At 39.0% G+C, this 24,774-nt stretch carries 29 protein-coding genes and 2 other annotated features; of the genes, 26 read left to right on the top strand and 3 right to left on the bottom strand.

Translation table 11 applies throughout. The annotated features are described in order from the left end of the window. The first annotated feature begins 24 nt into the window (after positions 1 to 24). A complete protein-coding gene (locus MHI22_RS15550; protein ID WP_016992152.1) occupies positions 25 to 504 on the top strand; it encodes an acyl-CoA thioesterase in 480 nt (159 codons plus the stop codon). Between the two features lie 44 nt (positions 505 to 548). On the opposite strand, the gene MHI22_RS15545 is transcribed toward MHI22_RS15550, so the two are convergent. After that, positions 549 to 1,859 (bottom strand): globin-coupled sensor protein, encoded by a 1,311-nt coding sequence (locus MHI22_RS15545; RefSeq protein WP_036123811.1) that lies wholly within the window; start codon positions 1,857 to 1,859, stop codon positions 549 to 551. A 282-nt stretch (positions 1,860 to 2,141) separates the two neighbouring features. Between MHI22_RS15545 and MHI22_RS15540 the strand changes: the two genes are divergently transcribed. Then, a complete protein-coding gene (locus MHI22_RS15540) occupies positions 2,142 to 2,351 on the top strand; it encodes a hypothetical protein (RefSeq protein WP_036123806.1) in 210 nt (69 codons plus the stop codon). A 50-nt stretch (positions 2,352 to 2,401) separates the two neighbouring features. Here the strand turns inward: MHI22_RS15540 and corA are convergent, their stop codons facing one another. Further along, the gene (gene corA / locus MHI22_RS15535; protein WP_340812718.1) at positions 2,402 to 3,364 is read right to left on the bottom strand and encodes a magnesium/cobalt transporter CorA; all 963 of its coding nucleotides are present in this window, start codon (positions 3,362 to 3,364) and stop codon (positions 2,402 to 2,404) included. A 37-nt stretch (positions 3,365 to 3,401) separates the two neighbouring features. Further along, the gene (locus MHI22_RS15530) at positions 3,402 to 4,085 is read right to left on the bottom strand and encodes a class I SAM-dependent methyltransferase (RefSeq protein WP_340812364.1); all 684 of its coding nucleotides are present in this window, start codon (positions 4,083 to 4,085) and stop codon (positions 3,402 to 3,404) included. A gap of 124 nt (positions 4,086 to 4,209) precedes the next feature. Between MHI22_RS15530 and MHI22_RS15525 the strand changes: the two genes are divergently transcribed. The 24 genes from MHI22_RS15525 (at position 4,210) to MHI22_RS15410 (ending at position 24,774) form a co-directional block, all read left to right on the top strand. Then, on the top strand, positions 4,210 to 4,515 hold the full coding sequence (locus MHI22_RS15525) for a DUF4870 domain-containing protein (protein WP_036123796.1): 306 nt from the start codon (positions 4,210 to 4,212) through the stop codon (positions 4,513 to 4,515). A 265-nt stretch (positions 4,516 to 4,780) separates the two neighbouring features. Continuing rightward, entirely contained in the window at positions 4,781 to 5,251 is a 471-nt protein-coding gene (locus MHI22_RS15520; RefSeq protein ID WP_058845128.1) for a CtsR family transcriptional regulator, read from the top strand. A 13-nt stretch (positions 5,252 to 5,264) separates the two neighbouring features. Then, positions 5,265 to 5,807 (top strand): UvrB/UvrC motif-containing protein, encoded by a 543-nt coding sequence (locus MHI22_RS15515; protein ID WP_036123855.1) that lies wholly within the window; start codon positions 5,265 to 5,267, stop codon positions 5,805 to 5,807. Then, the gene (locus tag MHI22_RS15510) at positions 5,804 to 6,913 is read left to right on the top strand and encodes a protein arginine kinase (RefSeq protein ID WP_036123789.1); all 1,110 of its coding nucleotides are present in this window, start codon (positions 5,804 to 5,806) and stop codon (positions 6,911 to 6,913) included. The genes MHI22_RS15515 and MHI22_RS15510 overlap by 4 nt, the downstream gene beginning before the upstream one ends. Next, positions 6,903 to 9,347 carry an ATP-dependent Clp protease ATP-binding subunit gene (locus MHI22_RS15505; protein ID WP_036123786.1) on the top strand — a complete coding sequence of 815 codons (2,445 nt, stop codon included), beginning with the start codon at positions 6,903 to 6,905 and terminating at the stop codon, positions 9,345 to 9,347. The genes MHI22_RS15510 and MHI22_RS15505 overlap by 11 nt, the downstream gene beginning before the upstream one ends. Before the next feature lie 91 nt (positions 9,348 to 9,438). Continuing rightward, positions 9,439 to 10,815 (top strand): DNA repair protein RadA, encoded by a 1,377-nt coding sequence (radA, locus tag MHI22_RS15500; RefSeq protein ID WP_036123854.1) that lies wholly within the window; start codon positions 9,439 to 9,441, stop codon positions 10,813 to 10,815. Between the two features lie 286 nt (positions 10,816 to 11,101). Next, on the top strand, positions 11,102 to 12,187 hold the full coding sequence (locus tag MHI22_RS15495; RefSeq protein ID WP_036123784.1) for a PIN/TRAM domain-containing protein: 1,086 nt from the start codon (positions 11,102 to 11,104) through the stop codon (positions 12,185 to 12,187). A gap of 11 nt (positions 12,188 to 12,198) precedes the next feature. Next, positions 12,199 to 12,894: a 2-C-methyl-D-erythritol 4-phosphate cytidylyltransferase gene (gene ispD, locus MHI22_RS15490; protein ID WP_271911893.1), complete on the top strand. Its 696-nt coding sequence runs from the start codon at positions 12,199 to 12,201 to the stop codon at positions 12,892 to 12,894. A 272-nt stretch (positions 12,895 to 13,166) separates the two neighbouring features. Then, entirely contained in the window at positions 13,167 to 13,643 is a 477-nt protein-coding gene (gene ispF / locus MHI22_RS15485) for a 2-C-methyl-D-erythritol 2,4-cyclodiphosphate synthase (protein WP_089933398.1), read from the top strand. Between the two features lie 90 nt (positions 13,644 to 13,733). Further along, positions 13,734 to 15,194, top strand: coding sequence for a glutamate--tRNA ligase (gene gltX / locus MHI22_RS15480; RefSeq protein WP_340812363.1), 1,461 nt, complete (start codon positions 13,734 to 13,736; stop codon positions 15,192 to 15,194). Between the two features lie 50 nt (positions 15,195 to 15,244). Further along, positions 15,245 to 15,464 (top strand) — a binding site (T-box leader). Positions 15,465 to 15,661: 197 nt separating this feature from the next. Continuing rightward, positions 15,662 to 16,312 carry a serine O-acetyltransferase EpsC gene (gene epsC / locus MHI22_RS15475; protein WP_036123753.1) on the top strand — a complete coding sequence of 217 codons (651 nt, stop codon included), beginning with the start codon at positions 15,662 to 15,664 and terminating at the stop codon, positions 16,310 to 16,312. Then, on the top strand, positions 16,309 to 17,709 hold the full coding sequence (gene cysS, locus MHI22_RS15470) for a cysteine--tRNA ligase (protein ID WP_340812362.1): 1,401 nt from the start codon (positions 16,309 to 16,311) through the stop codon (positions 17,707 to 17,709). The genes epsC and cysS overlap by 4 nt, the downstream gene beginning before the upstream one ends. A 5-nt stretch (positions 17,710 to 17,714) precedes the next feature. Then, complete coding sequence (locus MHI22_RS15465) at positions 17,715 to 18,134, top strand: Mini-ribonuclease 3 (protein ID WP_340812361.1); 420 nt, start codon at positions 17,715 to 17,717, stop codon at positions 18,132 to 18,134. Next, positions 18,134 to 18,886 carry a 23S rRNA (guanosine(2251)-2'-O)-methyltransferase RlmB gene (gene rlmB / locus MHI22_RS15460; RefSeq protein WP_036123745.1) on the top strand — a complete coding sequence of 251 codons (753 nt, stop codon included), beginning with the start codon at positions 18,134 to 18,136 and terminating at the stop codon, positions 18,884 to 18,886. The genes MHI22_RS15465 and rlmB overlap by 1 nt, the downstream gene beginning before the upstream one ends. Before the next feature lie 2 nt (positions 18,887 to 18,888). Continuing rightward, positions 18,889 to 19,401: an NYN domain-containing protein gene (locus MHI22_RS15455; protein WP_036123742.1), complete on the top strand. Its 513-nt coding sequence runs from the start codon at positions 18,889 to 18,891 to the stop codon at positions 19,399 to 19,401. Positions 19,402 to 19,469: 68 nt separating this feature from the next. Further along, entirely contained in the window at positions 19,470 to 20,117 is a 648-nt protein-coding gene (sigH, locus tag MHI22_RS15450) for an RNA polymerase sporulation sigma factor SigH (protein WP_036123738.1), read from the top strand. Between the two features lie 77 nt (positions 20,118 to 20,194). Further along, positions 20,195 to 20,341, top strand: a complete 147-nt coding sequence (rpmG, locus tag MHI22_RS15445; RefSeq protein WP_004233588.1) for a 50S ribosomal protein L33 — start codon at positions 20,195 to 20,197, stop codon at positions 20,339 to 20,341. 48 nt (positions 20,342 to 20,389) lie between these two features. Beyond that, the gene (gene secE / locus MHI22_RS15440) at positions 20,390 to 20,575 is read left to right on the top strand and encodes a preprotein translocase subunit SecE (RefSeq protein ID WP_036123733.1); all 186 of its coding nucleotides are present in this window, start codon (positions 20,390 to 20,392) and stop codon (positions 20,573 to 20,575) included. A 349-nt stretch (positions 20,576 to 20,924) separates the two neighbouring features. After that, complete coding sequence (gene nusG / locus MHI22_RS15435; protein ID WP_036123731.1) at positions 20,925 to 21,458, top strand: transcription termination/antitermination protein NusG; 534 nt, start codon at positions 20,925 to 20,927, stop codon at positions 21,456 to 21,458. A 230-nt stretch (positions 21,459 to 21,688) separates the two neighbouring features. Continuing rightward, entirely contained in the window at positions 21,689 to 22,114 is a 426-nt protein-coding gene (gene rplK / locus MHI22_RS15430) for a 50S ribosomal protein L11 (protein ID WP_004233593.1), read from the top strand. Positions 22,115 to 22,230: 116 nt separating this feature from the next. Next, positions 22,231 to 22,929 (top strand): 50S ribosomal protein L1, encoded by a 699-nt coding sequence (gene rplA / locus MHI22_RS15425; protein ID WP_036123728.1) that lies wholly within the window; start codon positions 22,231 to 22,233, stop codon positions 22,927 to 22,929. A 53-nt stretch (positions 22,930 to 22,982) separates the two neighbouring features. Beyond that, positions 22,983 to 23,129 (top strand) — a sequence feature (ribosomal protein L10 leader region). 32 nt (positions 23,130 to 23,161) lie between these two features. Continuing rightward, on the top strand, positions 23,162 to 23,662 hold the full coding sequence (gene rplJ / locus MHI22_RS15420; protein WP_004233596.1) for a 50S ribosomal protein L10: 501 nt from the start codon (positions 23,162 to 23,164) through the stop codon (positions 23,660 to 23,662). A gap of 73 nt (positions 23,663 to 23,735) precedes the next feature. Next, the gene (gene rplL / locus MHI22_RS15415; RefSeq protein ID WP_004233598.1) at positions 23,736 to 24,095 is read left to right on the top strand and encodes a 50S ribosomal protein L7/L12; all 360 of its coding nucleotides are present in this window, start codon (positions 23,736 to 23,738) and stop codon (positions 24,093 to 24,095) included. Positions 24,096 to 24,171: 76 nt separating this feature from the next. Further along, positions 24,172 to 24,774 (top strand): class I SAM-dependent methyltransferase, encoded by a 603-nt coding sequence (locus tag MHI22_RS15410; RefSeq protein ID WP_058845123.1) that lies wholly within the window; start codon positions 24,172 to 24,174, stop codon positions 24,772 to 24,774.

Below are 24,774 nucleotides of genomic sequence, written 5' to 3'. Positions count from 1 at the left end.
ACATGAAGGGAAGTTGCAAGTATTATGCCAAACAACGCTGTACCAATGAGCCAATCACGTACGGTTCAATCGCGTCTCGTATTACCCCCAGACACAAATAATCACAATTCTATTTTCGGTGGAAGAGTGTTAGCTTATATTGATGAAATCGCTGCTATTACAGCAATGAAACATGCGAAGGGACTCGTAGTTACAGCATCTATTGATTCGGTTGATTTTTTATCGGCTGCACATGTAGGGGATATTCTTGAAATCGAGAGTATTGTTTCGTCTACAGGACGTTCTTCTATGGAAGTTTACGTTCGTGTTGTTTCTCGTAATATTGAGACTGGCGAGGAAAAATTAACGACAGAATCCTTTGTTACGATGGTTGCAGTAAATGAGGAAGGGAAACCAGTACCAGTTCCTGCGATTTATCCTGAAACAGATGAAGAAAAACGTTTGTTTGAAACAGGGCCAGCAAGACGAGAGCACCGTAAGCAAAAACGTGCATTACCACATTAAGGAGAAAGGGAAATTCGCTTTTAAAAGTGAATTTCCCTTTCATTTTACATATTTAGTTCATTAACTACATTAATAAGAGAGTCAGAAGAAGAAGAAACGAGCGTAGCTCCCTGTGATAATTCAGTAATTAGATTAGAGATGGCTGAAATATCTCTTGATGTGTTGACATATTGCTGTTGAATGCCAGAAACAGCATCGGCAATATCATTAAATGACTTGGATAAATTCTCTTGTGTATTGACACTGTGCTGAATTTTTTGATCCACATTAAGAACGGAATTGGCCATCGTTGTAATATTGCTTTCTGTTTCTTTAATGAGGTGTGAAACATTTTGTACGGCATTTTTTGTTTCCTCAGCAAGCTTGCGTACTTCCTCAGCCACCACCGCGAAACCTTTCCCATGTTCTCCAGCTCGAGCAGCCTCGATGGAAGCATTTAAGGCTAATAAATTGGTTTGATCAGCAATACCTGTAACAAGTCCAACAATCTCAGAAATTTTCTGAGAAGAGGTACGTAGCTGATTCATCGTTACCTCCAGACTGTTGACACTTTGTAAAATGACTTGGATTAAATCATTTTGTTCTTTAAGCTGCAGTTGACCACGTCTTGATTTTTCTTGGGTATCTGCTACGAAGCTTAATCCTTGCTTTGTCGCCACAGCAATATCATCTGTCTGCGAGGAAATAACCAATAGTGATGCTGCTGTTTCTTCACTAATAGAGTTGAGCTCCTCTGCTGTACTCTGAATGGTTGTAACAAGAGAGTTTTTTGTTGCATCAGCCACTGAGCGAATGCGTTCTTCTTCATTTTCATAGGCCTCAATCACAAGCTGTTGCTCGAAATTAATGATTTTACAAAAAGCATTTATGGCACGAATGGCATCTTGTTTTGAGATGTCCACCTCGCTCACAAAATTTGTAAATGTAGAAGTGAGTGATTGGAATGAGGCAATATACCATTTGGATTGTAAACCAATTCGCACGTGAGTCTCGGCAATTGCCTTTCTTTCGGCAATGTAGGCATCATTTATATGACTCTCAAAAATATCACTTAAATGTTTATGTAATGTAATTTTCAAACGGTCAATATGTGATGTTCTATTAATAATATCAATTAGATCTTGGCTTAAACTAATGGCAGCATAAAATTGCTCCACCATTGCAGGGATGAGATCCTTTGCAAGCGGTTGTAGTTGTTTAATGATTGCTAAATCGTCTACTGTTAAATTTAAAAGTTGCAATTGTTTTTGAAGATTTGGGTAGTTCGATACATCTAGTCGTACATCATTCTTAAAATTTTCAGGTGTTAATGTAATTGAATAGTTAGCACTACTGTTTTTGGAAAACCAACTCATTATTATTTGCTCCATTCCTAATATCCATAATAAATTGTAAGTAAAAAAGCCTTTTGAAATTTGTTAGGTTTGTAAATTTGATAAATAATTGGTATTAAATCTATTTTACTATTATTTGCTGAATATTTGGTTAAAAATTTGGTTATTTCTTTATTTTTTACTTTATTGTCAGTTCAATTAGTGAAACGAAGTAAATTTGAATTTAAAATAGGAAACCTGTAAAATACGAACTGTTTAGCAAGATAGAGACTGTACGTAAAAAGGGATTAGAGGAGGTATTATATGGAGAAAAAGCGTTTTAAATTTGTCATCCCAGTCATGGTTATTGTCGCAATTGGCTCTGTTTATATGTTACGAAACTATTATGCTGAGGTACCCTCTGTTGAGCGATTATTAATTACAATCTGTGCAACTTTGGGATCAGGCGTATTAGCATACTTTTTATTTCCGCAGCAAGGTGATAATAAAATTGATGATAGGGGACCCTATTAACTTCTTGAAAAAGGAGACTGCTCGTTTCATGACAAAACGAGCAGCTTTTTTTATGGTTTAAATAATTTAAACCAGCCTTTATGTTTAAAGATAGCTAGCATAAAGATCGCAATAATAATCATGGAGCCTAGTACAATAAAATAGCTGTAATGGCCATTAAGCTCAGGCATGTTATCAAAGTTCATGCCATATACACCAGCAATAAAAGTAAGTGGAATAAAGATAGTTGATACAATGGTTAAAGTCATCATAATGCCGTTCATGCGACTTGAGCTCATAGCCATATAGCTATCGCGCATATCCGCTGTCAATTCTCGATTGGATTCAACCATTTCAGTTAGTTTAATGAGATGGTCGTATATATCTCCGAAATAAGCTCTTTCTGATTTGTTTAAAGAAAAACGGTAAGAATTAAGAATTCGATATAAAAGATCTCGCATCGGTAAAATAGTGCGTCTAAGGTCAAGCAAATCGCTACGGAATTCGAAGACAATCTTCATGGCATTTACGTTGCTTTGGTATGTAAGTTCGCCTTCAAGTGCATTAAGATGATCTTCAATTTTGTAAACAAGAGGGAAATAGCTATCCACGATTTTATCAATTGTTTGATATGTTAAATAAACTGTCCCCCGTTCCCAATTCTTTGGTTGGCTTGCTAGTATCTTTTGTACCTTATCTATTTCAGGAACAGGGTTTTTATGGAACGTCACAATAAATTTATTGGAGGCAAAAATATTAACCTCTTCTGCAGCAAGGTTCTCTTCATTTACTCGATGAATAACAAAGAAATGAAAATCATCATAGAAATCGAGCTTTGGGCGCTGTAATCGCATTAAGCAATCTTCAATAGCAAGCGGATGGAAATGGAAAAATGTATCTAATAATGATTCTTCTTCGGCTGTAGGGCAATTAAAATCAACCCAATACCATTCAAATTCTTGCTGATGTATAACTTCCAATGGAAAATCTTTTAGTAATTGTTGTTGTTTTGTAATACCAATGGTGCTTATCACGGTTTTCACCTCAAATTATTTACTACAAAATATTTATTTAGTGCCCCTCTTTAAAGCATACCCAACCAGCAAATAAAGTAGTGGCAAAAAATCTAGAAGGTTTTGTAAAGCCCGCCTTTTGTAGCAGTGTTAAAATATCCTCTTCACGCATAAACGAAAGGGAGCGAATGGATTTTTCCATCTCTGCTACATCAGATGCAGGAAGCTTTGTATGTTGTAGCCAATAGGAACGCCATAAATCAAATTGTAGTTCAGTTTCTAAAGAGCCGGGCTGACCATATTTTGAGACAAGGACAAACGGTGCTCCAGGCTTTAAATGTCTTGCGATTTCTTCTAATGTAGATAGTTTTTCTTCATAACCCAGAATAAAATGCAGAACGAGAACACAACTTGCTGCATCGTATTTTATGGAGGGTAATTGAGTATCTAGTATTGTTCCTTGGTGGAAAGACAGCGTATTGGGTAGAGTGTGTAGACGTTCCTTTGCTATGCTGAGCATGGACTCTGATGGATCAATACCTGTGAATGACCAGTCGGGCCTTCCATCTGCAAGCTGTAAAATTTCATTGCCGCTTCCTGCACCCACAATTAACATATCAGCTTTATCTGGCAGTGTGGAATGATAAAAGGTTTGTATTAAACGTAGCATGGCATCATAGCTTGGCAATGTACGACGAATACCCTTTTCATATTCGTTTGCTAATGTGTTGTTAAATTCCATCTCTCATCACAGCCTTCCAAAAAAAATTTAATAAATCTTATTTAATGTGAAACTATTACGGGTATAGTTCCGTAAATAGTAGTACATAAAACATAGACAAAGTACAAAGAAAGGGTTGATATATATGGAGACTAAATGGTCTAAAGTAATCATACACGCAAGTGCATTTTTTGCGCCATGGTTAGTACCTATTATTTTCTTCTTAATTAGTTCGGATGAGGAAGTGAAGGCGATTTCTATTCAAGCATTGCTCTTCCAAATTGTTATGGGTATTTTAATCGCTATCTCAGTTGTTTTAAGTTTTGTTCTTATTGGGTTACCGTTTTTAATCATTTTCGGCATCATGTTATTTGTTGTACCAATTATCGGTATCGTAAAAGCATTGTCTGATGAGCCTTGGCGTTATCCAATTGTTGGTCGTTGGGTATAATTTTCATAGACGCAAGTATATGCTAGTTGCATATGCTTGCGTTTTTTCTATGACTAATAAGGGTACATTAGGTATATGAGCAAATTATAACCCGCGCAGTTTTAACTGAAAAAGTGCTGTTTTTCGTACTAAAATAGGCATTTTAAGACTTTTCACTTTTCTATGGGCGAAATCATTGCAATTTTTTTGAAGCGTTTTGTATAATATACTAAAAGAAAGTCAAAGATAGTCAAAGTCAGTGAAGCAAGCGAGGTGTATTCCTAAAATGCGTAATATATCAGACATCATAGAAGGTTACTTAAAGCAAGTACTTGAATTAGGTGGAGAAGGGCATATTGAAATTAAACGGAGTGAGATTGCTGATAAATTTCAATGTGTGCCATCACAAATAAATTATGTAATTAATACAAGATTTACTGCCGAGCGAGGTTACCTTGTTGAGAGCAAACGTGGTGGTGGTGGGTACATACGAATTTTACGTGTCCGCGCGCATTCACAGATTGATTTAATCGACGATGTTCTCAGACAAATAGAAGGTGGAGCATCTCAAACGATGGCAGAAGATTTAGTATATCGGCTCATCGATGAGCAGGTAATTTCAAAACGAGAAGCGAAATTAATGTTAGCAGCAATTGATCGCTCCACAATCGATTTACATCTCCCTTTAAGAGATACTATTCGAGCAAAGATCTTGCGAGCAATGCTGACAACAATCAAATATGAACAGCAAAAATAGTGAGGTGATGGAAATGATATGCGAACATTGTAAACAACGTAATGCGACAGTTACAGTAACACAAGTTCAAAATGGGCAAAAGGTGGAGCACCATTATTGTGACGTCTGCGCCTCACAGTTCCATCCATTTCATGCAGAGTTTAAACAAGAGCCAGTGTCTATTCAACAGCTATTGTCGAACTGGTTCGGCTCGCCTACATGGCAAAAGGTGGGGGAAAAACAACAAGTTCAACCACAACAGCAAACATGCCCACAATGTGGATTTTCGTATAAACAATTTTTAAAAGAAGGTAAATTTGGATGCCCGAGCTGTTATGACACCTTTAGTGAGCATTTGCCTAAGCTCTTTAATCGCATACAGGCAGGCCCTCAACACATTGGTAAAATGCCTGGTGCTCGCAGTAATGTGTATGTCATTAAAAAGCAAATAGAGGATATCCGCAAGCGTATGAAGGCCGCTGTAGCAGAAGAACAATTTGAGGAGGCGGCGAAGCTCCGTGATGAAGTTAAAGAGCTAGAGAAGCATCTACAATTTGAAGGTGGTGATGTGTCATGATGATTGATTCATTTTTAGAGCGTGCGACCCCAACGTGGATGCATATCAAGGATGATTATTCAGATATTGTCATTAGTACACGTATTCGCCTTGCTCGAAATTTAGATGGCTATCGATTTCCATTAGCTTTCTCAGAGAATGAGGCACTGCAGGTGGAACAGGCAGTTACACATGCACTTAGTGATAGCCCAACGCTTCAAAATGATTATGCTTATTTTGCTATTAAGGATTTAACGCCTCTACAGCGTCAAATTCTTGTAGAAAAGCATTTGATTAGTCCACAGCTGGCTAAAAAAGAGCAAGTAGGTTCTATACTTCTTTCTGAAGATGAATCCGTTAGCATTATGGTGAATGAAGAGGATCATTTACGCATTCAATGTATGACAGCAAGCTTTCAACTTCAAAGTGCCTATGAACAAGCAAATAAAATTGATCGTATCCTAGAGAAAGTATTACCGTATGCCTTTCGAGATACTTTTGGCTATTTAACAAGTTGTCCGACGAATATTGGCACGGGTCTTCGCGCATCGGTCATGATGCATCTACCCGCACTGACATTAACCGGGCAAATGAATCAAATTATTAATGCCATGACTCGCTTAGGAATGACTGTAAGAGGTATATATGGAGAAGGCAGCGAAAATTTAGGAAATGTTTATCAAGTGTCGAATCAAATTACACTTGGGAAGACAGAAGAAGACATTTTAGCAGACATACAAAGTGTCGCTGAAAAGATTATCCAAAAAGAGCGACACGCAAGAGGGAAGTTGATGGAAAAGGCAGAGCTTGCTCTAGAAGATAGAGTATATCGGGCTTTAGGTACCCTTACACATGCGAGAATTCTAACAAGTGAGGAAGCCGCTACCTGTCTATCTAATGTTCGTTTAGGAGTAGATCTACAGTTAATTGATGGGATTCAAGCAACAACCTTAAATGAATGTGTTGTTAGTATGCAACCAGGTTTTTTACAGCACTATGCAGGTGAGGCACTGCCCCCTGCTGAACGGGATCGTGTCCGAGCGGAAATGCTCCGTGAGGCATTATCTCAAGAATATGCGAATAAGCCTATAAATGGGGAAAAAGGAGAGGATTTATATGATGTTTAATCGTTTTACACAACGCGCGCAAAAAGTATTACAGCTTGCTCAGGAAGAGGCTATTCGTTGGAAGCACGAATCTATTGGAACAGAGCACATTCTATTAGGGCTTATACGTGAAGGCGGCGGTATTGCTGCGAAAGCGTTAGAAGCCATTGATATTAGTCCTCAAATGATTGAAGCTGGTATTGAAGAATTAGTTGGTAAAGGTAAAGAAGATGTCGGTCCAATTGTTCACTATACGCCAAGAGCTAAGAAAGTAATTGAACTATCTGTGGATGAATCACGTAAATTAGGTCACTCGTATATCGGCACAGAGCACTTATTATTAGCGCTTATTCGTGAAGGTGAAGGCGTGGCAGCTCGCGTCTTAAACAATGCGGGTGTCGGCTTAAATAAAGCACGTCAGCAAGTATTATTGCTATTAGGTAACAACGATAATGCACAATCTGGGCAACAAGCAGCTCAAGCTGCCAATACCCCAACTTTAGATAGCCTAGCACGTGATTTAACACAAATTGCACGTGAAGGCACATTGGACCCTGTTATTGGTCGAAGCAAGGAAATTACACGTGTGATTGAAGTGTTATCGCGTCGTACGAAAAATAACCCTGTATTGATTGGTGAGCCAGGTGTTGGTAAAACAGCGATTGCTGAAGGGTTAGCACAGCAAATTATCCATAATGAAGTACCAGAAATCCTACGTGACAAACGTGTCATGACTTTAGATATGGGGACGGTTGTTGCAGGTACTAAATATCGTGGTGAATTTGAAGATCGTTTGAAAAAGGTGATGGATGAAATTCGCCAAGCCGGCAACATCATTTTATTCATTGATGAATTGCATACATTAATCGGTGCAGGTGGTGCAGAAGGTGCGATTGATGCCTCCAATATTTTAAAACCATCTTTAGCACGCGGTGAGCTTCAATGTATTGGTGCAACAACATTAGACGAGTACCGCAAATATATTGAAAAGGATGCAGCATTAGAGCGTCGCTTCCAACCAATCCAAGTGGATGAACCAACAGTGGAAGAAGCGATTCTAATTATTCAAGGCTTACGTGACCGTTATGAAGCGCATCACCGTGTAAAAATTACAGATGAAGCGATTGAAGCAGCGGCTAAAATGAGTGACAGATATATTTCAGACCGATTCTTACCAGATAAAGCAATTGACTTAATCGACGAGGCAGGTTCTAAAGTTCGCTTACGTTCATTTGCAGTGCCACCAAACTTAAAGGCACTTGAAGATAAACTTGAAAATGTGCGCTCTGAAAAAAATGCAGCCGTATCAGGCCAAGAATTTGAAAAGGCAGCCTCTCTAAGAGACACAGAGCAAAAGCTGAAAGATGAAATTGAAGCTACACGAAAAAATTGGAAAGAAGAGCAAGGCAAAGCGGAATCTAAAGTGACTGTGGATGATGTTGCAGCAGTTGTATCAATGTGGACAGGAATCCCAGTAGCTAAAATTGCTTCCGAGGAATCTTCGAAGTTATTACAACTTGAAGAAGAGTTACACAAACGTGTAGTAGGGCAAGGAGAAGCGGTAGAAGCGATTTCTCGTGCGATCCGTCGTGCAAGAGCAGGCTTAAAAGATCCAAAACGACCAATCGGCTCATTCATTTTCTTAGGACCTACAGGTGTTGGTAAAACAGAGTTGGCAAGAGCACTTGCTGAAGTGATGTTTGGCGATGAAGATGCGATGATTCGTGTCGATATGTCTGAGTACATGGAGAAGCATTCGACTTCTCGTTTAGTAGGTTCACCTCCAGGCTATGTGGGCTTTGATGATGGTGGTCAATTGACTGAAAAGGTTCGCCGTAAACCATACTCGGTCGTATTATTAGATGAAATTGAAAAAGCACATCCAGATGTTTTCAATATTCTACTGCAAGTTCTTGAAGATGGCCGTTTAACAGATTCTAAGGGCCGTGTAGTAGACTTCCGTAATACAGTAGTCATTATGACTTCAAACGTTGGTGCCGATGCTTTAAAATATCAAAAGAGCCTTGGTTTCAATGTAGGTGGAGCAGAATCTAAGCATAAAGATATGAAGGGTACGATGCTAGAAGAATTGAAAAAGGCATTCCGTCCAGAGTTCTTAAACCGTATCGATGAAATGATTGTCTTCCACGCATTAGATAAAGAGCATTTAAAAGAAATCATTGCAATGATGGGCAATGCACTAACAAAACGCTTAAAAGAGCAAGATATTTCGTTGGAGCTAACTGATGCAGCACTTGAGAAAATTGCTGAGGAAGGCTATGACCCTCAATATGGTGCTCGTCCGTTACGCCGTGCATTACAAAAACAAGTAGAGGATCGATTATCAGAAGAATTACTGAAAGGTAATGTAGAGAAGGGTAATCAGGTAATCATTGATTATGTAGACGGTGAGTTTATTGTAAAGAAAAAAGAGGGAGTATCCATCTCTAAATAATTTTATGCAAAGACAGCGAGGCTTTAAGTGCCAAGCTGTCTTTTTTTCTGTACAATTAATGATAAGAACAAATATTCGAGGTGAAAGCAATTTGGCAAAGAAAAAAACAAAGTTTGTATGTTCAGGCTGTGGCTATGAAACTGCAAAATGGATGGGAAGATGTCCAGGGTGTGGAGAATGGAATAAGATGGTGGAAGAAGTTGAGATGGTCGCAAAGGGACCACGAGGAGCATTCCAGCATTCTGCTACAGTTACCCAAAAGGCTCTCCCAATTATTCAGGTCGAAGCGACTGAAGAATCCCGTGTAGCGACGGAAATGGGCGAACTGAATCGCGTATTGGGTGGTGGTATTGTACCCGGTTCGCTCGTATTAATCGGGGGAGATCCGGGGATTGGGAAATCTACACTATTACTACAAGTTTCAGCATTACTTTCGAATAAAGGGCATCGTGTGCTTTATATTTCTGGAGAGGAGTCCATTCGTCAAACAAAATTACGAGCAGAGCGTCTAGGAGTGGTTTCTCAAGAGCTTTACATATATTCCGAGACGAATCTCGAATTTTTAAACCAAACCATTGATGAAGTACAACCGAAATTTGTCATTGTCGATTCCATACAAACCGTCTTTCATCCAGAAGTAACAAGTGCACCAGGTAGTGTATCGCAAGTTCGTGAATGTACGGCAGAACTGATGCGAATCGCCAAGACAAAAGGCATTGCTATTTTCTTGGTCGGGCATGTAACAAAAGAGGGGCAAATTGCCGGACCTCGTATTTTAGAGCATATGGTTGATACAGTGTTATATTTTGAAGGAGAAAGACATCATAATCATCGTATTCTACGCAGCCAAAAAAACCGCTTCGGCTCTACCAATGAAATTGCGATATTTGAAATGCTTCAAGGGGGATTAAAGGAAGTGCTGAATCCTTCTGAATTATTTTTGCAGGAGCGGTCACAAGGAGCAGCGGGATCCACTATTGTTGCATCCATGGAGGGGACAAGACCCATCCTTGTTGAAATTCAATCTTTAGTAACACCTACAAGCTTTAATTACCCTAAACGTATGGCAACTGGTGTCGATCAAAACCGAGTGCAATTGCTAATGGCAGTGCTAGAAAAACGGATGGGCCTCATGCTACAAGCTCAGGACGCATATATTAAAGTTGCTGGTGGTGTCAAATTGGATGAGCCAGCAATTGATTTAGCGGTGTTGACAAGTATTGTCTCAAGCTTTAAAGATCAAGCTGTGCGAGCAACGGACTGCTTTATTGGTGAAGTAGGGCTGACAGGTGAGGTACGTCGAGTATCGCGGATTGAACAGCGTGTTATTGAAGCGGCAAAGCTTGGGTTTAAAAGAGCTTTCATACCTGCCTCCAATATTGGCGGTTGGGATTTTCCACAGGGAATAGAAATAGTTGGAGTAGAAACGATCAAAGATGCATTAAATGCATGCTTTAGAGAGTTGTAAAGGGAAATTGTGCATGTTGGATACCATTCTGACATGCATTTTCCGTCATTTTTTAACGTTAAAATCGGAAACTCAAGTAAGGGGATAGGCGTCCTAGATAATAGCAGGATAAAGTCATGCAAGAGTGTCATCGAAAACACAGTAAGATAGAGGTTGGAAAGAATGATGTCTAAATGATTTGTCCCTGTGAATGAACATCAAAAATAATGATAATTTGATGAGCTCATGAAGGATTTTCTACAGTAAACTATGTATAATCTTAACTAACAATAGGAGGTGACAGCTTGTGAAAAAATTTGTTCAAATTGCCTTTTTACTGATTGGAGGAGCATTGGGCCTTGTTTTCTTACCGCCATTATACGAATTGCTTCATTTATCATCTAATCCTTGGCTAGATAATCCTTACGTATCAGTAGCATTAGGCGCGCTTTTACTATTTACACTGTCTTTTGCATTTTCCGATTATTTTGTGAAGCTCATTAGCTGGATGGAAGAGGTCCTGTTTAAGGTGCCTATCGGTGATTTATTTTTTGGTACGCTTGGTTTAATCATGGGACTGATTGTAGCTTATTTTTTAGGCTTCGCCATCGATAGTGTGCAATTCCCTGTAATTACAGAAGTACTCCCTATTATTCTGTCATTTGTATTAGGTTATTTAGGGTTCCGTTTAGGTTTTAGAAAAAGAGATGAATTAATACAGCTTTTTACTTTACGTAGTAATAATACAAAGAAAAAGGCTGCTGAAGGTGCTGAAATTCAAGAAATACGTGGGAGTTATAAGCTGTTAGATACGAGCGTTATTATTGATGGTCGTATTGCTGATATTTCTGGAACTGGCTTCATAGAAGGAGTCTTAGTCGTACCTCAATTTGTCCTTACAGAGCTGCAGCATATTGCCGATTCTTCCGATACGTTAAAACGTACAAGAGGACGTCGTGGATTAGATATTTTAAGAAAATTACAAGATGAACGTAAGACCAAAGTGGAAATTACGGATGAAGATTTTGAGGATGTACAAGAGGTGGATTTAAAGCTTGTACGTCTTGCAAAGAAAATGGGGAATGACACACAGATTGTCACAAATGATTTTAACTTGAATAAAGTCTGTGAGCTCCATCATGTGAAAGTATTAAATATTAATGATTTAGCGAATGCGGTGAAGCCTGTTGTAATCCCAGGTGAAGATATGCAGGTTGTGGTCATCAAGGATGGTAAAGAGCATAATCAAGGGGTTGCCTATTTAGATGATGGAACAATGATTGTTGTTGAAGGTGGCCGTAGCTATATCGGACAGGCCATTACTGTGACAGTAACGAGTGTGCTGCAAACATCAGCGGGTCGAATGATATTTGCCAAGCCGAAGGACGATTAGGATGTGGAAAAATGCAATATGAAGTAGTACTACCTGCGGCAGGAAGCGGAAAACGCATGGGTGCGGGACAAAATAAATTGTTTTTAAAACTTTTAGAGAAGCCTATTCTGATCCACACGCTAGAAGTGTTTCAACAAGATCCTTTTTGCACTGGTATTTGGCTGGCTGTAAAACCAGAAGAACGTACTTATATTCAAGAATTGCTAGAGCAATTTGAGATTACAAAAGTGAAGGGCTTACCTGATGGCGGTGCTGAGCGACAGCATTCAGTCCATTCATGTATGAAAGAGATGCAGCAGGTAGATATTGTGCTTGTCCACGATGCAGCTCGGCCTTTTATTACACATGGTATTATCGCTAGCCTTGTACAAAGTGCTCATGAGTTTGGGGCAGCTATTGCAGGGGTTCGAGCGAAGGATACAATGAAAAAGGTTCGTAATGGTATTATCGAAGAAACAGTTGATCGTGATAGCTTATGGATGATTCAAACGCCACAAGCCTTCCAATTTGATTTAATTGTGGAGGCAGAGGATGTTGCTGAGAAGGTGGGCTTTCTTGGTACAGATGAAGCTATGCTAGTTGAACGCTTAGGTCATGCAGTGCATATTGTAGAAAGTAGCTATGAAAATGTCAAAATGACGACACAGGAAGATTTAATATTTGGTGAAGCTATTTTACGTAAACGAGCATTGCAAATAAACGAATAGTAATCTAAAAATCTCATTGGCAATTGTTGCTAATGGGATTTTATCTTGATTTAGCCAATGTTTATAGAGCCAGACGCAGGCTTATGCTGAGATGTAAGTGAGGGAAAATGCTCACTATTTGCTATCAGCTCAATTTCCTAGGAAATATGTTAAAATGTGAGGGTATAATAGTGAGTAAATATAAAAGTGAAAGAAGGTGAATGAGACTGCGATTACAGCAGGCAAGGAGCTGTTTTGATCCACATGTTTTGCTAAAGTAGTCTCTCTATCATATGTTTCGAATTGGACAAGGTTTTGATGTACATGCATTTGAAGAAGGTCGTCCATTAATTATTGGTGGTATTACGATTCCACATGAAAAAGGGCTAGTAGGGCATTCTGATGCAGATGTTCTTTTACACACGGTTACGGATGCAGCTCTAGGGGCAATTGGAGAAGGAGATATCGGTCGTCATTTTCCAGATACGGACCCAGCCTTTAAAGACGCTGATTCAGCAAAACTATTAGCGTATATTTGGAAAATTGTTGAGGACAAAGGCTATGTGCTAGGGAATGTAGATTGTACAATTATGGCACAGCGCCCCAAGATGGCGCCTTATATTGGACAGATGCAAAATCGCATCGCTGAATTGCTCCATGCAGAGCCGTCTCAAGTCAATGTAAAGGCAACGACAACTGAACGTTTAGGTTTTACAGGTCGTGAGGAAGGTATAGCGGCTATGGCCACAATTCTATTGATGAAGAAATAAATGCGGATTAACTCCGCTTTTATTTCCTGTAACAGAGTGGTAAAATGAACAAAGTCAATTTTTTGATCGAAAATTTAGGAGGCTTTTAATATGACGAAAGAAGTTCGCGTTCGATACGCGCCATCTCCAACAGGTTTTTTACATATAGGTGGAGCGCGTACAGCATTATTCAATTATTTATATGCAAAACATCATAACGGTAAATTCATTGTACGTATTGAAGATACGGATATTGAGCGTAATGTAGAGGGCGGAGAAGCATCTCAGCTAGATAACCTAAAATGGTTAGGTATTGAATATGATGAGTCCATTGATATTGGTGGACCTTATGCGCCTTATCGTCAAATGGAACGTCTTGATATTTATAAAGAGCACGCTGAGAAATTATTAGAACAAGGTGTCGCTTACAAATGTTTCTGCTCATCAGAAAAGCTTGAAGCATCACGTGAAGAACAAAAAGCAAGGGGTGTAGCGGCCCCTACTTATGATGGGACATGTCGTCACTTATCAGCAGAGGAAGTCGCAGCTAAAGAAGCAGCGGGCGAGCCATATACAATCCGTATGCGTGTTCCTGAAAATGTAACTTATGAGTTTGAAGATTTAGTTCGTGGACCAGTTACATTTGAATCTAAAGACATTGGTGATTGGGTACTTGTAAAAGCAAATGGTATTCCAACATATAACTATGCGGTTGTGCTAGACGATCACTTTATGGAAATCTCGCATGTTTTCCGTGGAGAAGAGCATTTATCGAATACGCCAAAGCAAATGATGATTTTTGATGCATTTGGCTGGGAATATCCACGCTTCGGTCATATGACATTAATTATTAATGAAAATCGTAAAAAGCTATCTAAACGTGATGAATCAATTATTCAATTTATCACGCAATATAAAGATTTAGGATATCTTCCTGAAGCAATGTTCAACTTCTTTGCGCTACTTGGATGGTCTCCAGAAGGGGAAGAAGAGATCTTCTCTAAAGAAGAGTTTATTAAAATCTTTGATGAAAAACGTCTTTCTAAATCACCATCTATGTTCGATAAGCAAAAGCTGACATGGATGAATAATCAATATATTAAAAAACTATCTTTAGAGGAAGTCGTAGCATTGTCTTTACCACACTTGCAAAAAGCAGAGCTATTACCTGAAGAACTTACGGCAGAGCAATATGCATGGGCGACGGATTTAATCGCACTTTATCACGATCAAATGAGCTTTGGGGCAGAGATTGTGGAGTTATCTAGCCTATTCTTTAACGACCATATTGAATATGATGAAGAAGCAAAAGAGGTTTTAGCGGGAGAGCAAGTGCCTGAAGTAATGGCAGCATTTAAAGCAGAGCTTGAGCAATTAGAAGAATTTACACCAGATGCAGTAAAAGCTGCTATTAAAGCTGTGCAAAAAGCAACAGGTCATAAAGGTAAAAATCTATTTATGCCAATTCGTGTTGTAACAACAGGTGAAACGCATGGACCAGAGTTACCAAATGCGATTTGTTTAATTGGTAAAGAGAAAACAATTGACCGCGTAGAAAAATTTGCCCAATAAAGAGAAATTTATTGACAATCCATTCTTTCGTTGTAAAATGTATTTACATTGAAAAAGCGTTGATAAGGAGAAGTAAGTGGCGCATGCTCTTAAGAGAGGACCATCACCGGCTGAAAGTGGTCTGAGCCCAGGCAAAACTGAAATGCACCTTTGAGCATAGAGCTGAACTATAGTAGGCTTTATCGAGTCGTTCCCGTTAAAGAACGTCCAGAGTGGAAGGCATCTTTGCCTTCAAACAGAGTGGAACCACGCATTTTAAGCGTCTCTGTCATTCCCTTTTGGGGATGATAGGGGCGCTTTTTATTTTTTAGAAAAAGGCAATGATGCAGGCTTCATTAATTTACAAGGAGGCGTCAATACCACATCATCTACGCAGGGAATCTGAAGGAAATTGGCAATTGCTATCGTTTTAGTGTGTAGGATTTCAAAGGATTTGAGCAAGACCAACATGAAAAGGGGGAGTTTTTGTGTTTAAAAGAATGAAGGAAGATGTGGAAACAATTTTTGAGAATGATCCAGCAGCGCGTAGTGTATTTGAAGTGGTGTTAACCTATTCTGGTTTGCATGCGACATGGGCGCATCGAGTGGCGCATTGGTTCTTTAAAAGACGTTTTTATTTTATAGCTCGTGCCATTTCGCAAATTAGCCGTTTCTTTACGGGGATTGAAATTCACCCAGGTGCAAAAATTGGTCGTCGTTTCTTTATAGACCATGGTATGGGTGTTGTCATTGGTGAAACATGTGAAATTGGTAATAATGTTACTTTGTATCAAGGTGTAACATTAGGTGGTACAGGGAAAGAAAAAGGAAAACGACACCCTACGTTAGAGGACAATGTGCTTGTTGCAACGGGCGCGAAAGTGTTAGGTTCTATCACAATTGGTGAGAATAGTAAAATTGGTGCGGGATCAGTTGTTTTAAAAGAAGTACCGCCAAACGCTACAGTTGTCGGTATTCCTGGTAAAATAGTAATTAAGGATGGAGTTCGTCTAGAGAAAAAACTAGATCATCAAAATATACCTGATCCTGTGGAAGAACGTTGTCAAGTTTTCGAGAAGCAAATCACTGAATTGCAGCAGGAAATCGAACGCTTACAAAAGGAGAGAGAAACACAATGAGTATTCAAATATTTAACTCATTAACAAGACAAAAGGAAACCTTCGTACCGCTAGAAGAAGGAAAAGTTAAAATGTATGTCTGCGGTCCGACTGTTTATAACTATATCCATATTGGAAATTCACGTCCTGTCATTGTGTATGATACAGTTCGCCGTTATTTTCAATATAAAGGCTATGATGTAAAATTCGTATCCAATTTTACGGATGTAGACGATAAAATCATTAAGGCAGCAAATGCGTTAGGCGAAGAAGTGCATGAATTAACAGAGCGCTTTATTGCTGCGTACTTCGAGGATGTTACAGCACTAGGGTGCAAAAAAGCGGATGTTCATCCACGTGTAACAGAGCATATGGACGATATCATTCAATTTATTCAAGTATTAATTGATAAAGGCTATGCTTATGAATCTGCTGGGGATGTGTATTATCGCACACGTAAGTTTGATGGCTATGGTAAATTATCGCATCAATCAGTAGACGATTTAAAAATCGGTGCTCGTATTGAAGCAGGCGAGAAAAAAGATGATGCATTAGATTTTGCTTTATGGAAAGCTGCGAAGCCGGGTGAGATCTTCTGGGAAAGTCCATGGGGAGATGGTCGTCCAGGCTGGCATATTGAATGTTCTGTAATGGCTCGTGAGCATTTAGGAGATACTATTGATATTCATGCTGGTGGGCAAGATTTAACTTTCCCTCACCATGAAAATGAAATTGCTCAATCAGAAGCACATAACGATAAAACATTTGCACGTTATTGGATGCATAACGGGTATATTAATATCGATAATGAAAAGATGTCTAAATCTCTTGGCAATTTCATTCTTGTTAATGATATTCGTAAACAAATTGATCCACAGATACTACGTTTCTTTATGCTATCGGTTCATTATCGTCACCCAATTAACTTTGCTAAAGATTTAGTAGAAGCTGCTGCAACGGGCTTAGAACGCATTCGTACAGCTTACAATAATGTGAAGCATCGTCTTACAACTACAGCAAGCTTAGGTGATCACTCGGAAGAATGGCTGAGCAAAATTGCTGAACAAAAAGCACAGTTTGAAGAGGCAATGGATGATGACTTTAATACTGCAAACGCTATTTCAGTATTATTCGAGGTAGCACGTATTGCTAATATTTACTTAAATGAAGCAAATACTTGCAAAAAAGTTTTAGAAACATTTATGGAAACTTTTGAAGTAGTAGGCGACGTCTTAGGTATTGAATTTGTAAAAGAAGAAGAGCTATTAGACGAAGAAATTGAAGCATTGCTACAAGAGCGCGTAGAGGCACGTAAAAACCGTAATTTTGCTCGTTCTGATGAGATCCGTGACCATTTGCAAGCCCAGGGTATCATTTTAGAAGATACACGACAAGGAACTAGATGGAAACGAGGGTAATAAAGTTGGATAAACTTCGCAATGAAGATGTTAGGCAATTAAATGCGCTGGCATTAGCCTATATGGGGGATGCCGTATTAGAACAAAAAATACGTGAGCATTTGCTACGTTCTGGCCGTGTTAAGCCGAATACGCTGCATCGAGAGGCAACTCGTTATGTTTCAGCAAAAGCGCAATCTATGATCGTTCATCGCATGATGGATGAAAATTATTTAACAGAGGAGGAATTGGCTGTGTTCCGTCGTGGACGCAATGCCAAATCCGGCTCTGTACCAAAAAATACAGATGTCCAAACCTATCGTAATAGCTCAGGCTTTGAGGCAGTGCTTGGTAGTTTATATTTATTAAATGAACTAGAACGCGTGTATGAAATCATTGCATATGCTATTCAAATAATCGAGGAATCAAAGGGAGTGTCTAAATAATGGCAGAACAGAATGGTGAAATTATTGCCGGTAAAAACCCAGTGTTAGAAGCACTTCGTTCAGGCCGCGATATGAATAAAGTATGGATTGCAGAAGGTGTCAAAAAATCTGGTGTGAATGAATTGCTAGATTTAGCCCGAGAACGTGGTGTAATAGTTCAGTTTGTCCCAAAAAAGAAAGTCGATCAATTATCGAGTGCTAATCATCAAGGAATTGTTGCATCTGTTGCCGCTTATAAGTATGCTGAACTTGAGGATTTATTTGCAGCTGCAGCCAATAAACAGGAAGATCCTTTTTTCCTAATTTTAGACGAGCTAGAGGATCCTCATAATCTAGGGTCTATTATGCGAACGGCTGATGCTATCGGAGCACATGGTATTATTATTCCAAAGCGTCGATCTGTTAGTTTAACAGCTGTAGTGGCAAAAGCATCCACAGGTGCTATTGAACATGTTCCAGTTGTACGTGTGAACAATCTTGCTCAAACGGTTGATGAACTAAAAGAACGAGGTGTATGGATCGCTGGTACAGATGCGAAGGGCTCGGTGGATTATCGAAAAATGGATGCCACATTACCGTTAGCCATCATTATTGGCAGTGAGGGCAAGGGAATGGGTCGTTTATTAAAAGAAAAATGCGATTTTTTATATCACTTACCAATGGTTGGGCATGTTACATCATTAAACGCATCAGTTGCTGCAGCGCTTTTAATGTATGAAGTGTATCGTAAACGTCAAGAAGCGAATGAGTAACAATGAAAAACATTTTGCTTGTTGATGGCTATAATATGATTGGATCTTGGAAAGAGCTGCGGCCATTGCGTGATACAAATTTTGAGGATGCGCGCAGAAAGCTGATAGAAGTTATGGCTGAATATAAAGCGGCTATGGACTGGCGCGTAATTATTGTTTTTGACGCACATCTTGTACCAGGAGTTGAGCAATCTTATATAGAAAATGGTGTAGAAGTCATTTATACCCGTAAAAATGAAACGGCAGATGAACGAATAGAAAAAATGACGCGTGAACTAAAGGCTAGAAATGTACAGATACATGTAGCAACGTCCGATATGGCAGAGCAAAGCGTTATCTTTGGTAATGGTGCTCTAAGGAAATCGGCTAGAGAGCTAGAAATTGATACAAGCATTATCCAACATAAAATTTCACATGACGTGAGGCGCAAACAAGAAAGCAAGCCGCCTTCTCGTATAGAATTAAAGCCAGATGTTGCACTTGCTTTTGAAAAATGGCGACGAGGATTGAAATGATAGATTGACGCATATTTTCCAATTCCGTTATACTGTTCCTAATTATCTGTTGTGGCTGAGGTGATACCATGTTTAAAAATAGCATTGTACAAGTGACACAAGATTTTGAACGATTCAATGATGAAGAACTTATTGAAATGGTGCATCAAGGTAATACAGATGCGTTGGATTACTTAATTACGAAATACCGTTTGTTAGTAAGAGCAAAGGCAAGGTCCTATTTCTTAATTGGAGCAGATAAGGAAGACATCGTGCAAGAGGGTATGATCGGTTTATATAAAGCGATTCGTGATTTTAAAGGCGATAAACTGGCTTCTTTTAGGGCTTTTGCAGAGCTGTGTATTACAAGGCAGATCATCACGGCGATTAAAACAGCTACTAGGCAAAAGCATATTCCACTAAACTCCTATATCTCTTTGGACAAGCCTATATTTGATGAAGAGTCAGACCGAACGTTAATGGATGTGCTAACAGGTGCTATTATGGACGATCCAGAAGAATTGATGATTCATAGAGAAGAGTTCGGCTATTTAGAAGAAAAAATGAGTGAGATTTTAAGTGAATTAGAACTACAAGTTTTAGCTTTATATTTAGATGGTCAGTCTTATCATGAAATTTCTGAGAAATTAAATCGCCATGTGAAATCGATTGATAATGCATTGCAGCGGGTCAAGCGTAAATTAGAGCGACATTTGGTCCTTGAGGAAATGTCTTAGTCCATATAGGCCTTTATTGACATTGACAAATATAGGTGTTAGTCTTAAAAAGACAAAGTGCCGAAAAAGGTGAGTATATGGCAAAAAAAGTCGTGCTAAATTGCGAGAAATGCGGGTCGAGAAATTACACGTTCCCAGCTAAAGAAGGTTCAACTGTACGTCTCGAATTAAAGAAATTTTGCTCGCATTGCAATGAACATACAATGCATAAACAAACGCTATAAAATGATATGTAAATAGACAGATATGATTGATTCGGAGGTTAAGCTAGAATGGGCAAGATCAAAGGCTTTTTAAGTGATGTAATGTCTGAAATGCGCAAAACAAGCTGGCCAAAAAGTAAAGAACTAACGAAATATACAGTCGTTGTAATTTCAACTGTTGTCATTATGGCTTTATTTTTTGTATTAGTTGACTTAGGTGTTTCATCATTATTCCGCTGGTACTTAGATTTATAATTTAGTAAATAGCATATTTTTGAAATAGCCCGTCCATTGTAATAACGGGTTTTTTCGTTTGTTTTATCTTCATTCAGCAGAAAACTTTATCTATTGGTTTGATGACATGGTGAAGTGAAGGTCAGTAAAATACGCTCATGATGATAAGGATGCTACTAGGAGAGTATGATAGTAGTGATTGATGACTATGCTAGTTTCGGTATATATCATCGGGCTTTCGCTGGCTATTAGCGAAAGCTATATTTTTCTAATGAGATGTTTGTGAAAAGAGTAAGAATGCGTTTAGCATATCGCGATTCATTTTCACTTTTATTTGTAAGGGAGGGACGGACGAGGAGTCCTAGTAGTTATGGAGAAAAATTGGTATGTTGTTCATACGTATTCAGGGTATGAAAACCGTGTAAAAGCAAACCTAGAAAAACGTGTAGAAACAATGGGAATGCAAGATAAAATCTTCCGTGTAATTGTTCCTGAGCACGAGGAAACAGAAATGAAAGATGGGAAAAAGCGCACGATGATGCGTAAAGTTTTCCCTGGTTATGTGTTAGTTGAGTTAATTATGACAGACGATTCTTGGTATGTAGTACGAAATACGCCAGGCGTTACTGGCTTTATCGGCTCATCAGGTGGAGGAGCAAAACCAACACCTTTACTACCAGAGGAAGCAGATCGTCTACTACAACAAATGGGTATGACTGATAAGGTTGTAGAAGTTGATATAACTGTTGGTGAGGCTGTTGAAGTATTAGAAGGGCCGTTTGCTCATTTCCAAGGGCGTGTTGAGGAAATTGACACGGAAAAAGGAAAAATAAAAGTGTCGGTTGATATGTTTGGTCGCGAAACAATTATGGAGCTAGATTTCGAACAAATTCAAAAATTATAGTTCCAGTAATTGATCTATGACATGTCAATTGGTAGATGTTTCGCAGATTTTGTTAATTACTACTTGCTTAAAAAAATTAAAAGTGGTATCATTTCATAGGTCAGACTGTCATACTTTTAGTTGACGTCTGTATTGATAATTTTAATGTTATCGGCACTTAGCTGACAGACAGATATTGAGTGGGAGGGGCAACCCAATTACCACATCACGGACTTAAGGAGGTGTGTCTCGTGGCTAAAAAAGTTATTAAAGTTGTAAAACTTCAAATCCCTGCTGGTAAAGCTAACCCAGCTCCACCGGTTGGTCCTGCATTAGGTCAAGCGGGTGTGAACATCATGGGATTCTGTAAAGAATTCAATGCGCGTACTGCTGATCAAGCTGGTCTTATTATTCCAGTTGAAATTTCAGTATTCGAGGACCGTTCTTTCACTTTCATTACAAAAACTCCACCTGCAGCAGTGTTACTTAAAGTAGCAGCTGGTATCCAATCAGGATCTGGTGAACCAAATCGTAAAAAGGTGGCAACGGTTAAGCGTGATAAAGTTCGCGAAATCGCTGAAACTAAAATGCCAGACCTTAACGCTGCTTCAGTGGAAGCTGCTATGTTAATGGTTGAAGGTACTGCACGAAGCATGGGTATTGTTATCGAAGACTAATCCCATTTACTTGATGTTTTGTTTTTTGGAAGGTTGCGAAGTTTCTTTGTGAACACGCAACCTTTATTCGTGGGAGGTAAAATCCGCTATAACCACAATCAAGGAGGAAATATATAATGGCTAAAAAAGGTAAAAAACTGCAAGATGCAGTAAAATTAATTGATCGTAACTCACTATATAGTGCACAAGAAGCAATCGAACTTGCTCAAAAAACTAGCACAGTTAACTTCGATGCTACTGTAGAAGTTGCTTTCCGTCTAGGTATTGATACTCGTAAAAACGACCAACAAATCCGTGGTGCAGTAGTGCTACCAAACGGTACTGGTAAAACTCAACGTGTATTAGTATTCGCAAAAGGTGAGAAACTTAAAGAAGCTGAAGCAGCTGGTGCTGACTATGTAGGCGATGCAGAATACATCCAAAAAATCCAACAAGGTTGGTTTGATTTCGATGTAATCGTAGCAACTCCTGACATGATGGGCGAAGTTGGTAAACTTGGTCGTGTATTAGGACCTAAAGGTTTAATGCCAAACCCTAAAACTGGTACAGTTACTTTCGATGTAACAAAAGCGATCGAAGAAATCAAAGCTGGTAAAGTAGAATACCGTGCTGATAAAGCTGGTATCATCCACGCTCCTATCGGTAAAGTTTCTTTCTCAGCAGAAAAATTAGTAGAAAACTTCTTAGCTGTTTTTGATGTAGTGCAAAAAGCAAAACCTGCTGCAGCTAAAGGTACTTACATGAAATCTGTAAATGTTACAACTACAATGGGCCCAGCTATTAAAGTTGACGCTTCTAACGTAGTAGTAAAATAATTTATATATATGTGTTGACGACAGTGAGTATACATGATATTATAGTTGCTGTTGTGAATTATCCATTTGTACCGTAGACAGTAGGGGTGACTTGTCACTTAATGATCCTACCGAGGACATCGGAATTCAGATTCTTATTTTAAAGATGATGACTTTCAGCCTCTGCGTCTATTTGACCCAGAGGCTTTTCTTTTGTCGGTATAAATGACCCATTCTAATAGGAGGTGTCATCATGAGCAAAGCAATCGAAAACAAACAAGTACAAGTTCAAGAGATTACTGAAAAATTCCAAGGCGCTGCTTCTGTAGTAGTTGTGGATTACCGTGGTCTTAATGTTGCACAAGTAACTGAGCTTCGTAAACAACTTCGTGAAGCTGGCGTTGAGTTCAAAGTTTACAAAAATACTTTAACTCGTCGTGCTGCTGAGGCTGCTGGTCTTGAAGGAATCAACGACGTATTAGTTGGTCCTAACGCAATTGCGTTCTCAAATGAAGATGTTGTAGCGCCTGCTAAAATCATCAACGAGTTCGCTAAGAAAAACGAAGCTTTAGAAATTAAAGCGGGTATTATTGAAGGTACAATCTCTTCTGTTGAAGATGTTAAAGCACTTGCAGAACTTCCATCACGCGAAGGTCTACTTTCTATGCTTTTATCTGTACTTCAAGCTCCAGTGCGTAACTTCGCACTTGCAACAAAAGCTGTTGCAGAACAAAAAGAAGAACAAGGCGCGTAATTTAATACGCACTCAGACTTCTGCGGCCTGATCGCAAAAAAATAAAACATTATCCAATTAGGAGGAAATTATAATGAATAAAGAGCAAATCTTAGAAGCTATCAAAGCTATGACAGTTCTTGAATTAAACGATTTAGTAAAAGCAATCGAAGAAGAATTCGGTGTAACAGCTGCTGCTCCTGTAGCAGTAGTTGCTGGCGGTGCTGCTGCAGCTGAAGAAAAAACTGAATTTGACGTAGTATTAGCATCTGCTGGTGCAGAAAAAATCAAAGTAATCAAAGTGGTTCGTGAAATCACTGGTTTAGGTCTTAAAGAAGCTAAAGAAGTAGTAGATAACGCTCCTAAAGCTCTTAAAGAAGGCGTTTCTAAAGATGAAGCTGAAGAAATCAAAGCTAAACTTGAAGAAGTTGGCGCATCTGTAGAAGTTAAGTAATCTCGTATTACTTTTTAACAAAAGGAAAGCTCGTCATTTTGGCGAGCTTTTTTCTTCATTCTGAGGAGGCATGAAAATGTCAGATCATTATTATACAAGTAAGCCTCAAACTGAGAGTAAACCTCGTCACTGGACATTCAAGTTACTAGGGCATTCGTTTTCGTTTGAAACGGATGCAGGTGTATTTAGTAAAAGCGAAGTAGATTTTGGATCCCGTGTTTTAATAGACGCTTTTAAAATGCCTAATATTAATGGTGCGATATTGGATGTAGGTTGTGGATATGGGCCGATAGGATTATCGATTGCCAAAGCGAATCCAGACCGTACCGTTTATATGATGGATATAAATGAACGCGCAGTTACACTTTCGCAGAAAAATGCGCAAGTGAACGGTGTTCAAAATGTGCGAATATTTGTGAGTGACGGCCTATCGATGGTTGATACAGATGTAGAAGCTGCAGCTATCTTAACGAATCCACCAATTCGTGCAGGGAAGGAAACGATTTTCCGCTTTTACGATGGAGCTTATGATCGACTAGTGCCTTCGGGTGAGCTTTGGGTAGTCATCCAGAAGAAACAAGGAGCACCATCGACAGTAAGTTACCTAGAAGAAAAATTTTCAGAAGTCGATATTGTCGAGAAGAAAAAAGGGTACTGGATAGTACGCGCAAAAAAATAA

Source organism: Lysinibacillus sp. FSL L8-0312 (genome assembly GCF_038003285.1).
GTDB lineage: Bacteria > Bacillota > Bacilli > Bacillales_A > Planococcaceae > Lysinibacillus > Lysinibacillus fusiformis_D.
This window is presented reverse-complemented; position numbering and strand designations above follow the sequence as displayed.

Excerpts from the sequence above, each read along its gene's own strand:
- MHI22_RS15550 (WP_016992152.1), top strand. The coding sequence starts at position 25 with ATGCCAAACAACGCTGTACCAATGAGCCAATCACGTACGGTTCAATCG.
- MHI22_RS15545 (WP_036123811.1), bottom strand. The coding sequence starts at position 1,859 with ATGAGTTGGTTTTCCAAAAACAGTAGTGCTAACTATTCAATTACATTA.
- MHI22_RS15540 (WP_036123806.1), top strand. The coding sequence starts at position 2,142 with ATGGAGAAAAAGCGTTTTAAATTTGTCATCCCAGTCATGGTTATTGTC.
- MHI22_RS15530 (WP_340812364.1), bottom strand. The coding sequence starts at position 4,085 with ATGGAATTTAACAACACATTAGCAAACGAATATGAAAAGGGTATTCGT.
- MHI22_RS15525 (WP_036123796.1), top strand. The coding sequence starts at position 4,210 with ATGGAGACTAAATGGTCTAAAGTAATCATACACGCAAGTGCATTTTTT.
- MHI22_RS15520 (WP_058845128.1), top strand. The coding sequence starts at position 4,781 with ATGCGTAATATATCAGACATCATAGAAGGTTACTTAAAGCAAGTACTT.
- MHI22_RS15515 (WP_036123855.1), top strand. The coding sequence starts at position 5,265 with ATGATATGCGAACATTGTAAACAACGTAATGCGACAGTTACAGTAACA.
- MHI22_RS15510 (WP_036123789.1), top strand. The coding sequence starts at position 5,804 with ATGATGATTGATTCATTTTTAGAGCGTGCGACCCCAACGTGGATGCAT.
- MHI22_RS15505 (WP_036123786.1), top strand. The coding sequence starts at position 6,903 with ATGATGTTTAATCGTTTTACACAACGCGCGCAAAAAGTATTACAGCTT.
- ispD (WP_271911893.1), top strand. The coding sequence starts at position 12,199 with ATGCAATATGAAGTAGTACTACCTGCGGCAGGAAGCGGAAAACGCATG.
- ispF (WP_089933398.1), top strand. The coding sequence starts at position 13,167 with ATGTTTCGAATTGGACAAGGTTTTGATGTACATGCATTTGAAGAAGGT.
- gltX (WP_340812363.1), top strand. The coding sequence starts at position 13,734 with ATGACGAAAGAAGTTCGCGTTCGATACGCGCCATCTCCAACAGGTTTT.
- cysS (WP_340812362.1), top strand. The coding sequence starts at position 16,309 with ATGAGTATTCAAATATTTAACTCATTAACAAGACAAAAGGAAACCTTC.
- rlmB (WP_036123745.1), top strand. The coding sequence starts at position 18,134 with ATGGCAGAACAGAATGGTGAAATTATTGCCGGTAAAAACCCAGTGTTA.
- MHI22_RS15455 (WP_036123742.1), top strand. The coding sequence starts at position 18,889 with ATGAAAAACATTTTGCTTGTTGATGGCTATAATATGATTGGATCTTGG.
- sigH (WP_036123738.1), top strand. The coding sequence starts at position 19,470 with ATGTTTAAAAATAGCATTGTACAAGTGACACAAGATTTTGAACGATTC.
- rpmG (WP_004233588.1), top strand. The coding sequence starts at position 20,195 with ATGGCAAAAAAAGTCGTGCTAAATTGCGAGAAATGCGGGTCGAGAAAT.
- secE (WP_036123733.1), top strand. The coding sequence starts at position 20,390 with ATGGGCAAGATCAAAGGCTTTTTAAGTGATGTAATGTCTGAAATGCGC.
- nusG (WP_036123731.1), top strand. The coding sequence starts at position 20,925 with ATGGAGAAAAATTGGTATGTTGTTCATACGTATTCAGGGTATGAAAAC.
- rplA (WP_036123728.1), top strand. The coding sequence starts at position 22,231 with ATGGCTAAAAAAGGTAAAAAACTGCAAGATGCAGTAAAATTAATTGAT.
- rplJ (WP_004233596.1), top strand. The coding sequence starts at position 23,162 with ATGAGCAAAGCAATCGAAAACAAACAAGTACAAGTTCAAGAGATTACT.
- rplL (WP_004233598.1), top strand. The coding sequence starts at position 23,736 with ATGAATAAAGAGCAAATCTTAGAAGCTATCAAAGCTATGACAGTTCTT.
- MHI22_RS15410 (WP_058845123.1), top strand. The coding sequence starts at position 24,172 with ATGTCAGATCATTATTATACAAGTAAGCCTCAAACTGAGAGTAAACCT.